This is a genomic window from Streptomyces sp. NPDC044033, from assembly GCF_056434425.1.
The window spans coordinates 309733-318554 of sequence record NZ_JBWKFF010000008.1; the positions used below are offsets into that span (position 1 = coordinate 309733).

The 8822-nt window shown below is 70.7% G+C and carries 12 protein-coding genes; 8 read left to right on the forward strand and 4 right to left on the reverse strand.

Going from position 1 to position 8822, the window contains the following annotated elements:
• Nucleotides 1-128 precede the first annotated feature (128 nt).
• Entirely contained in the window at nt 129-374 is a 246-nt protein-coding gene (locus AC07AB_RS17475; protein ID WP_363133386.1) for a chaplin, read from the forward strand.
• A gap of 198 nt (nt 375-572) precedes the next feature.
• Complete coding sequence (locus AC07AB_RS17480; protein ID WP_478567077.1) at nt 573-827, forward strand: chaplin; 255 nt, start codon at nt 573-575, stop codon at nt 825-827.
• Between the two features lie 104 nt (nt 828-931).
• On the opposite strand, the gene AC07AB_RS17485 is transcribed toward AC07AB_RS17480, so the two are convergent.
• A complete protein-coding gene (locus AC07AB_RS17485) occupies nt 932-1750 on the reverse strand; it encodes a hypothetical protein (protein WP_478567080.1) in 819 nt (272 codons plus the stop codon).
• A 110-nt stretch (nt 1751-1860) separates the two neighbouring features.
• On the opposite strand from AC07AB_RS17485, the gene AC07AB_RS17490 reads away from it, so the two are divergent.
• From AC07AB_RS17490 to AC07AB_RS17500, 3 genes are all read left to right on the forward strand, one after another.
• Nucleotides 1861-2652 (forward strand): ABC transporter ATP-binding protein, encoded by a 792-nt coding sequence (locus AC07AB_RS17490; RefSeq protein ID WP_478567134.1) that lies wholly within the window; start codon nt 1861-1863, stop codon nt 2650-2652.
• Nucleotides 2653-2716: 64 nt separating this feature from the next.
• A complete protein-coding gene (locus AC07AB_RS17495) occupies nt 2717-3139 on the forward strand; it encodes an NfeD family protein (protein WP_478567083.1) in 423 nt (140 codons plus the stop codon).
• Between the two features lie 85 nt (nt 3140-3224).
• Nucleotides 3225-4172: an SPFH domain-containing protein gene (locus tag AC07AB_RS17500; RefSeq protein WP_478567086.1), complete on the forward strand. Its 948-nt coding sequence runs from the start codon at nt 3225-3227 to the stop codon at nt 4170-4172.
• Nucleotides 4173-4240: 68 nt separating this feature from the next.
• Here the strand turns inward: AC07AB_RS17500 and AC07AB_RS17505 are convergent, their stop codons facing one another.
• Together AC07AB_RS17505 and AC07AB_RS17510 are read right to left on the reverse strand one after the other, a co-directional pair.
• The gene (locus AC07AB_RS17505) at nt 4241-4744 is read right to left on the reverse strand and encodes an HNH endonuclease (protein ID WP_478567089.1); all 504 of its coding nucleotides are present in this window, start codon (nt 4742-4744) and stop codon (nt 4241-4243) included.
• 409 nt (nt 4745-5153) lie between these two features.
• Nucleotides 5154-5693 (reverse strand): YbhB/YbcL family Raf kinase inhibitor-like protein, encoded by a 540-nt coding sequence (locus AC07AB_RS17510; protein ID WP_478567092.1) that lies wholly within the window; start codon nt 5691-5693, stop codon nt 5154-5156.
• 90 nt (nt 5694-5783) lie between these two features.
• Here AC07AB_RS17510 and AC07AB_RS17515 point away from each other — a divergent pair, with 90 nt between their 5' ends.
• Complete coding sequence (locus AC07AB_RS17515; RefSeq protein WP_478567094.1) at nt 5784-6260, forward strand: guanyl-specific ribonuclease; 477 nt, start codon at nt 5784-5786, stop codon at nt 6258-6260.
• Nucleotides 6257-6688 (forward strand): barstar family protein, encoded by a 432-nt coding sequence (locus AC07AB_RS17520; protein ID WP_478567097.1) that lies wholly within the window; start codon nt 6257-6259, stop codon nt 6686-6688. Before AC07AB_RS17515 ends, AC07AB_RS17520 begins: the two co-directional genes overlap by 4 nt.
• Nucleotides 6689-6764: 76 nt before the next feature.
• Here the strand turns inward: AC07AB_RS17520 and AC07AB_RS17525 are convergent, their stop codons facing one another.
• Nucleotides 6765-7547 (reverse strand): sporulation protein, encoded by a 783-nt coding sequence (locus AC07AB_RS17525; protein ID WP_478567100.1) that lies wholly within the window; start codon nt 7545-7547, stop codon nt 6765-6767.
• A gap of 169 nt (nt 7548-7716) precedes the next feature.
• Here AC07AB_RS17525 and AC07AB_RS17530 point away from each other — a divergent pair, with 169 nt between their 5' ends.
• On the forward strand, nt 7717-8367 hold the full coding sequence (locus AC07AB_RS17530) for a DNA-3-methyladenine glycosylase (RefSeq protein ID WP_478567103.1): 651 nt from the start codon (nt 7717-7719) through the stop codon (nt 8365-8367).
• The last annotated feature ends 455 nt before the right edge of the window (nt 8368-8822 follow it).

The window sequence follows — 8822 nt, forward strand, 5'->3', positions numbered from 1 at the left end:
TGGCGCACCGGGGCAACTTCATACGGTCGTGTGAATGTCGGCCCGGTCGCGCAACCCGAATGGCCCTGCCCAGTTCTCCATGGCGTGCCGCGGCGATTGGCCGCGGCCACGCGAGGAGGATCTGAGAAGTGAAGAACATGAAGAAGCTCGCCGCCATCACGATCGCCGCCGGCGGCCTGGCCGTCGCCGGCGCGGGCGTCGCCTCCGCCCACGGCGGTGCGCACGCCGGTGGTGTCGTCAAGAACTCCCCGGGAGTCGCGTCCGGCAACGCCGTCCAGGTGCCGGTGCACGTCCCCGTGAACGCCTGCGGCAACTCGGTCAACGTGATCGGGGTGCTCAACCCGGTCTTCGGCAACACCTGCCTGAACCGCTAGCGGAGGCACCGCGGCCCAGCCGCACACCACCGGCCCCCCGGAGAGCTTCCGGGGGGCCGGACCCGTTCGCGCTGCCGGACGTTGATCCGAACGAGGGCAACCCGCACGTGACCCGTGTCATCCACGCGACGGGCGCGTTTGCCAGCTTGCGATCCCGCGGCTGGGGTCGTCGAACATCCAGCAGGAGGAACTCTCTTCATGAACACTGCCAAGAAGGCGGCCCTGGTTCTCGCCACCGCCGGTCTCGCCGCGGGTGCCGCTGCCGGTGCCGCGTTCGCCAACGACAACGGGGGCGGCGCCGCCGCTCACGGTGCCGCCGTCGGTTCCCCCGGCGTGCTGTCCGGCAACCTGCTCCAGGTGCCGGTGCACGTTCCGGTCAACCTCTGCGGCAACTCGATCAACGTCATCGGGCTGCTCAACCCGTCCTTCGGCAACACCTGCGTCAACCACTGATCCACGGCGCCCCGAAAGGCCCCGCGGACCGCTCACCGGTCCGCGGGGCCTTCCCGTGCCCCAGGACCGCCGTGCGGCCCGGCGGGGCATCCCCGCGCCCGCTCTCAGCGCCGGTCCCGCTCCCGCTCCTCGACGAACGCGTTGTACGCGGCGACCTGGGCCCTCCGGGCCGTACGCTCCACCGGCCGCAGCGCCTCCGCCCGCGCCGCCATCTCCGACGCGCTCACCGCCCCGCCGTGCTCCCGGCCGTCACCGCCCGCCCCCTGCGCGATGGCGATCAGCGCCCCCACCCGCTGGGAGAGCTCCAGCACTCGCGCCGCGCGAGCCGGATATCCCGGCGCCAGCACCTCCCGGCCGCGCTCCGCCCGCGCCCGGTACGCCTCCAGGGCCGCCTGCGCCACCGGCCCGGACCCCGCCACATCCAGCCGGGAGAGCACCTCGGTCGCCTCCCGCAGCGCCTCGGCCAGCTCCCGCTCCGCCTCCCCGAGCGAGGGCACATCGGCGGGCGGCGCCTCCCGGACGGCCAGGCAGTCCCAGACCACCTCCACATGCCGGTCCTCGGCCGGCACGGGCACCGCCGGCCCGGCCTCGTTCACCCGCGGTACGAGCCCGAGCCCCGCGCCCGCGACCAGCACCGCCTCCTCGGCCTCCAGCGCCCGCGCGTTGAACCCCGGGGGCCCGCTGAGCCCCAGCGGATGGCCGGGCACCGGCAGCGCGACGCGCAGCCCGGTCGCTCCCAGCGCGCGCAGCCGCCCGAGCGCGAGGGTGAGCCCGACCGGCCCGGACTCACCGGGCAGGGCGGCGACGCGGTGCGCGGCATCGTCCCCCGTGATGTGATGCGCGGCGTCATCGGGAGAGACAAGTCCGGCAATGAGGGTGTTTCCCCACGCGGCGAGCCGTCCTGAGCGAGGTTCATCGAGCATGGCCCCCAGCCTAAGGACTGGCACTGACAGCCGGTGGCGTAGGTTTTATACGGGGGCTGCGCCTACCGGCGCCCGCGACGATCGAGACTGCAATGGGAGACAACGCGCTCATGAGCGATGTGCTGGAGCTGGTGGACGTATCAGTGGTCCGCGAGGGCCGGGCTCTGGTGGACCAGGTCTCCTGGTCGGTCAAGGAGGGGGAGCGCTGGGTGATCCTCGGCCCCAATGGAGCCGGCAAGACCACCCTCCTCAATGTCGCCTCCAGCTACCTCTTCCCGAGCAGCGGCACCACGACGATCCTCGGCGAGCAGCTCGGCAAGGTCGACGTCTTCGACCTGCGTCCGCGCATCGGTATGGCGGGCATCGCCCTCGCCGACAAGCTGCCGCGCGGCCAGACCGTGCTGCAGACGGTGCTCACCGCCGCCTACGGCATGACCGCGGGCTGGCAGGAGCACTACGAGGATGTCGACGAGCAGCGCGCCCGCGCCTTCCTCGACGTGCTCGGCATGACCGAGTACACCGAGCGGAAGTTCGGCACCCTCTCCGAGGGCGAGCGCAAGCGCACCCTCATCGCCCGCGCGATGATGACCGACCCCGAACTGCTGCTGCTCGACGAGCCCGCCGCCGGTCTCGACCTCGGTGGCCGCGAGGACCTCGTACGCCGCCTCGGCCGGCTCGCCCGCGACCCGCTCGCCCCCTCCATGATCATGGTGACGCACCACGTCGAGGAGATCGCTCCCGGCTTCACCCACGTCCTCATGATCCGTCAGGGCAAGGTGCTCGCCGCGGGCCCCGTCGAACTCGAACTCACCTCCCGCAACCTCTCCCACTGCTTCGGCCTCCCGCTGGTCGTCTCCCGCAACGGGGACCGCTGGACCGCTCAAGGGTTGCCGATGTCCTGATCTGCCACCCCCGCCGCCCACAGCCGGTCTGTCCCGACCGGGCCCACGCGCCTACGATGAACGCGTGGACTCATGGGTGTGGTGGCTCGTAGCCGCGGCGGGGCTGGGGATTCCTCTGGTCGTGACCGCGATGCCCGAATTCGGGATGCTCGCGGTCGGCGCCGTGGCCGCGGCGGTGACCTCGGCGCTCGGCGGCGGCACGGTGCTGCAGTTCGTGGTGTTCGCCGTCGTCTCGGTCGCCCTGATCGCCGTCGTACGCCCCATCGCCGCCCGGCACCGCGCACAGCGGCCGGAGCTGGCGAGCGGGGTCGAGGCGCTCAAAGGCCGTCAGGCTGTCGTCCTCGAACGGGTCGACAGCGGCAACGGCCGCATCAAGCTCGCCGGCGAGATCTGGTCGGCGCGCTCCCTCGACACCGACCAGAGTTTCGAGGTGGGGCAGCAGGTGGACGTCGTCGAGATCGACGGCGCCACCGCCGTGGTGATGTGACCCCAACCCCTGCACGGCAGGGGCGAGTTCTGACAAAATCGATCTTCAGACAACCGGATCTGTAACCGAAGGCGCGGGGAGCACGTTGCAACCGATCATCATCGTCCTGATCATTCTGGTGGTGCTCGTCTTCATTGCCCTGATGAAGACGGTGCAGGTCATCCCACAGGCCAGTGCCGCCATCGTCGAGCGGTTCGGCCGGTACACCCGCACGCTCAACGCCGGGCTGAACATCGTCGTCCCGTTCATCGACTCGATCCGCAACCGCATCGACCTCCGCGAGCAGGTCGTGCCGTTCCCGCCGCAGCCGGTGATCACCCAGGACAACCTGGTCGTCAACATCGACACCGTCATCTACTACCAGGTGACCGACGCGCGGGCCGCGACCTACGAGGTCTCCAGCTTCATCCAGGCGATCGAGCAGCTCACCGTTACCACCCTCCGCAACATCATCGGCGGCATGGACCTGGAGCGGACCCTCACCTCCCGCGAGGAGATCAACGCGGCCCTGCGCGGCGTCCTCGACGAGGCCACCGGCAAGTGGGGCATCCGCGTCAACCGCGTCGAGCTCAAGGCCATCGAGCCGCCGACCTCCATCCAGGACTCGATGGAGAAGCAGATGCGCGCCGACCGGGACAAGCGCGCCGCGATCCTCCAGGCCGAAGGCACCCGGCAGTCCGCGATCCTCACCGCGGAGGGCGAGAAGCAGTCCGCGATCCTGCGCGCCGAAGGTGAGGCCAAGGCCGCGGCCCTGCGCGCCGAGGGCGAGGCCCAGGCGATCCGTACGGTCTTCGAGTCCATCCACGCCGGAGACCCGGACCAGAAGCTGCTCTCCTACCAGTACCTCCAGATGCTCCCGAAGATCGCCGAAGGCGACGCCAACAAGCTCTGGATCGTCCCCAGCGAGATCGGCGACGCGCTCAAGGGACTCAGCGGCGCCGTCGGCAACATGGGCCTCTTCGGCGGCAATTCGGGCGGCGACGCGCCCTCGGGCCTCGCCAAGCCGCGCCGCGAACAGCCCCCGCTCGACTGACCGTACGACCCCGCGCACGCACACCGTCCGGTCGTCCTGCCCCTCGGCAGCGGCGGCCGGACGTCGCGTTACGCGGGCACCGGCAGCCACTCCGGCAGCGCCGACCGCTCCTGGACGCCGAGCGCGAGCAGCAGCGCGTCCGACGGCGTCGGCTCGAACGGCCGGCTCAGCAGCCGCATCCCCGCCTGCTCCGGAGTCCGGTCCGACTTGCGGTGGTTGTCCTCCGCGCACGCCGCGACCGTATTGAGCCAGGTGTCACCACCGCCGTGCGAACGCGGCAGCACGTGGTCCACGGTCGTCGCCCGCCGCCCGCAGTACGCGCACCGGTGCCGGTCACGCACCAGCACCCCCCGCCGCGACCACGGCGCCCGTCTTCGAAACGGCACCCGTACGTACCGGCTGAGCCTGATCACCGACGGCACCGGCACCTCAACCGCCGCCGCCCGCACCCGCAGCCCGGGGTGCGCCTGCTCGACGACCGCCTTGTCCTGGAGCACGAGCACCACCGCGCGCCGCAGCGACACCGTCGCCAGCGGCTCGAAACTCGCGTTGAGCACCAGCGTCTCGCGCATCCCGCCCACCTCCCGGCCGGTCCCCGCCACAGTGGCGGGAACGGCACCACTGTGCCGGGCGACGGACCACGCGGACAACGCAATATCCGCATACCGGAAGGCGTACGACAGGCAGACGAGAAGTGGCGAAGAAAAACGCTCCGGGACCCTTCCCCCGTGAAACCAGGGGCCCGGAGCGTTCGACAGCGGGCGCGGACATCCGGCACAGAGCCGCAGTCCGGCAGACGGCCGACGCGCCCGAGGACGCGCCCCACCACCCCCGCCACTGCGGTACCCGCTGTCCGACGACAGTGGAGACCTGAAGACACCTTCAGCCGCCGGCCACGTACCACTGTGCGATGCCGGACGCCGGGGCGCAACGGGTTTTCCGGGCGCGCGGCGAGGCCGTCCGCCGCCGCGCGTACGGACCTCAGCCGGCCGCCGGAACCTCGTACTCGGCGATCAGCTCGGCCCGGCCCAGAGCGTGGAACCGCAGATTGAAGCCCACCACGGCCGGCGACACGTCCGCGTCCGGACCGAGCTTCTCCTGGTCCACGGCGTACACCGTGAACACATAGCGGTGCGGCCCGTCCCCGGGCGGCGGCGCGGCACCGCTGAAGTCCCGCGTCCCGGAGTCATTGCGCACATGCACCGCACCCTCGGGAAGCCCCTTCGAACCACCCGACCCGGCCCCCGCCGGCAACTCCGTCACCGACGCCGGAATGTCGAAGACCGACCAGTGCCAGAAGCCGCTGCCGGTCGGCGCGTCCGGGTCGAAACACGTGACGGCGAAGCTCTTCGTACCCGCCGCGAACCCCTCCCAGCGAAGGTGCGGCGAGGTGTTCCCCCGGTCGAGCACCTGGCCGTCCGGGAGCGCCGCACCCGGCTTCACGTCGTCGCTCGCCACCGTGAACGACGCCACCGGCGGATGGAAAGCGTGGGGCAACGGCCGTCGCTGCTGCTCGGACACGTCAAGACCTCCTATACGCGCTGTACGTGCGAATCGCTGAAAGCGTCAGCCTAGCGACGGCGCCCGAAGCGCTGCTGGCACCATACGGAGGTGCTCCAACGCCTCTTTCACCACCACGTCCGCGCACTGACCGCCGCTCTGGCCGCGCTGCTCCTGCTTCTGCTGCCCGCCTGCTCGTCGGACAAGCAGACGGATTCCTCGTCGTCCCGGTCGTCCTCGGCCCACCACCCGGCCGCCTCGTCCAAGCCGGGCGCCACCTCCGCCACGGCCCCGGACTGGGCCAAGGGAATGAAGGCCGTCCGCACGGGCCGGCTCCCCGAGGAGGCCCGCAAGACCCTCCAACTCATCGACAAGGGCGGCCCGTTCCCGTACTCGAAGGACGGCACCGTCTTCGGCAACTACGAGAAGCGGCTGCCGAAGCAGAAGCGCGGTTACTACCACGAGTACACCGTCCCCACCCCGGGCGCCCGCACCCGCGGCGCCCAGCGCATCATCACCGGCGATCACGAAGAGCGCTACTACACCGGCGACCACTACAAGACCTTCGAAGCGGTGGTGCGCCCATGACCGGACTGCTGCCCGCCGCCGGCATCCCGGGCCTGCTCAACGGCTCCGTCGCGCCCGGCGTCTACCACTGGCACCCGCCGGTCTCCGTCCCCCGCACCGCGCGGCACGCCGCCGACGCCGGCTGGCGGCCCGCCGTACTGAACCTCCACGGCGCCGCGGACAAGGACTCCTTCCTCACCCGCTGCGCCACCGACCTGGAACTGCCCGACTGGTTCGGCCACAACTGGGACGCGCTCGCCGACTGCCTCACCGACCTCTCCTGGTGGGGCGAGACCCGCGGCTACCTCGTGCTCGTCGAAGGCTGGGACGCCTTCCGCACCGCCGCACCCGAGGCCGCCGGCACCGCGGCGGACATCTTCGCCGAGTCGGTGGACCACTGGGCCGGCGGCGGCTCACCGATGACCGTGCTGCTGGCCGCGGACTCCTGACGACGCCCGGCAACGCCGAGGGGGCGCGCCGCCCGTACGGATACGAGCGGCACGCCCCCTCGACCGCCCGGCGTCGTCAGAACCAGTTGCGCCGCCCGCCGACCTCGGCCAGCCACCGGTTGAGGTACTCGGCCCAGTCGGTCTCCTGGAACGTCGCGTGCTCGACGGTGAACGAGCGGTAGGAGTCGCTGCCCTCCGAGAAGAGGCCCGGCTTCTTGTCCATCTCCAGCACGACGTCCATCGCGTGGTCGTCCGCGATGAACGTCAGCTCGACCTGGTTGATCCCCCGGTACTGCGGCGGCGCGTGGAACTCGATCTCCTGGTAGAACGGCAGCGCCTGCCGCGTCCCCCGGATATGCCCCTGCTCCAGGTCCGCGCTCCGGAAACCGAACCCGAGGCTGCCGAAGCCGTCGAGGATCGCCTGCTGCGCCGGCAGCGGATGCACATTCACCGGATCGAGGTCGCTCGAATCCACCGCACGGGCGATCTGGAGCTCGGTGCTGACGCCCACGTTCATCCCGGTCAGATGGCGCCCCAGGAACATGGTGACGGGCGTCTCCCACGGGATCTCCAGCCCGAACGGCACCGAGTGCACGGCCTGGGCCCGCACCTCGAACGCGCCGCCCAGCCGCACCCGGGTGAACTCGACGTCCCGCTTGTACTCGCTGTCGCCGCTCTCCACCTCGACGCGTGCCTGGAGCCCGACGGACAGCCCCTCGATCCGCTGCGCGACCGAGCCGCCCTGGATACGGACCTCGCCCTGAGCGACCCCGCCGGGCACGACGTTCTCCTCGAACAGCACCGTCTCGACCGAGGCCCCTCCGGCGCCCAAGCTCGCCAGCAGCTTCTTGAAGCCCATGTGTCGTTCCTCCCCGGCGGCCACCAGCGTGGTCCGCACAGCGTCCTGTGATCCGTTTGGTCCCTACGAACGCGAAAGCGCGCCCGCCGGTTCCGCGGGGCCACACCCTGGCAACCCCCGGCCCGCTCGGCCAGTCGGCTGTTCGCCCGTTCCAGTAGCCTTGATCCGCATGGTTGACGCTGCCGAGCGGACCCCGCTCACCCGAGACTTCTTCGATCGCCCCGTGCTTGAGGTGGCCCCCGACCTCCTGGGCCGCACCCTCGTACGCATGACGCCGGACGGTCCGATCGAGGTGCGCCTTACAGAGGTCGAGGCGTACGCGGGCCAGGCCGACCCCGGGTCGCACGCCTACCGGGGCCGTACCGCGCGCAACGCCTCGATGTTCGGTCCGCCCGGACACGCGTACGTCTACTTCATCTACGGCATGTGGTTCAGCCTCAACCTGGTGTGCGGCCCGCAGGACATCGCGAGCGGGGTCCTGCTGCGCGCCGGCGAGGTGACGACGGGAGCGGAGCTGACCTACGAACGCCGCCCCAAGGCACGCGACGACAGGGAGCTGGCGAAGGGCCCCGCCCGCCTCGCCACCGCCCTGGACATCGACCGCACTCTCAACGGCACCGACATCTGCGCCGGTCCGCGGGGGCCGCTGACGGTTCTGACGGGGGCTCCGGCCCACGCGGCACTGATCCGCAACGGTCCTCGTACGGGCGTCAGCGGGGAGGGCGGCGTCCACCCCTGGCGCTACTGGATCGACGGCGACCCGACGGTCAGTCCGTACCGCGCGCACACCCCACGTCGCCGCCGCACAACCGCCGCTTGACTCTGAGCCCCGGGCCGCCTAACGTGGCCCGAGCCGCTTGAGACGGACAGCGCTGTGTGCGCGGACCGCAGAGCGGCACAACCACTACTACGAGGACCTCCCCATAGCGGGGCCTTATTCGGCTGTGCCGAAATTTGGCTTCGATCGGCTCGATTATGAGTCGCCGGGGGAATCCGCTAAAGTGGTGGACACGCCGAAAGGCGGAGAACAAACCCCCTCCAACGGGGATCTGAAATGTAATTCGGACCGGAAACGGAACGGAAAACGGATCTGGTAGGGTTGGAAACGCGAAGAAGCCGAAAGGCCGAAACGCACCGGCGGAAATCAGGACCGCGAGGATCTGATAGAGTCGGAAACGCAGGAACACGAAGGGAAGCGCCCGGAGAGACCGGTGAAACGGTCACAAAGGAAGCGTCCGTTCCTTGAGAACTCAACAGCGTGCCAAAAGTCAACGC